The 622-nt window shown below is 43.2% G+C and carries 1 protein-coding gene; it reads left to right on the plus strand.

Annotated elements, in window-relative coordinates; genetic code table 11:
- Positions 1-8: 8 nt before the first annotated feature.
- On the plus strand, positions 9-622 hold a 614-nt coding region (locus tag NI469_RS15745), incomplete at its 3' end, for an IS5 family transposase (protein WP_253175664.1).

The following is a 622-nucleotide window of genomic DNA, read 5'->3' on the forward strand; positions in this document are numbered from 1 at the left end:
CACACAAAATCTACCGCACAACCAATTGGCCCGCATATAACCGAGCACTCATGAGTCGCGGAAATATTGCCATTTGGTTTGATCCTGCTACGCAATGGTATGCGCCATCAAAAGGCAAACAAGGGCGAAATCAAACCTACTCCGACGCAGCCATCCAATGCTGCTTAATGATTAAATCCTTATTCCGTCTGTCTTTACGTATGGTTACTGGCTTTGTGCAAAGTCTGATTAAACTTTGCGGATTAAATTGGATAGCTCCAGATTACACCACGCTTTGTAGAAGACAAAAGCATATTGATATTGTAATCAGCTACCAAAAAAGTAGCGATGGGCTGCATCTACTCATGGACTCTACAGGCATGAAGTTTCTAGGTGAGGGCGAATGGAAACGCAAGAAACATGGACCTGAATATCGTCGCCAATGGCGTAAACTTCATATTGATATAGATGCTAAAACCCTACAAATACGAGCAGTTCAGCTTACAACCAATAATGTCAGTGATTCACAGGTGCTTGGTGATTTACTTGATCAGATTCCACAAGATGAGCAGATTGACTCTGTTTATACCGATGGAGCTTATGACACCAAGCAATGCCGTCAGGTCATTGCAGATCGGCAAGC

The organism is Acinetobacter lwoffii (assembly GCF_024129735.1).
Lineage (GTDB): Bacteria > Pseudomonadota > Gammaproteobacteria > Pseudomonadales > Moraxellaceae > Acinetobacter > Acinetobacter lwoffii_H.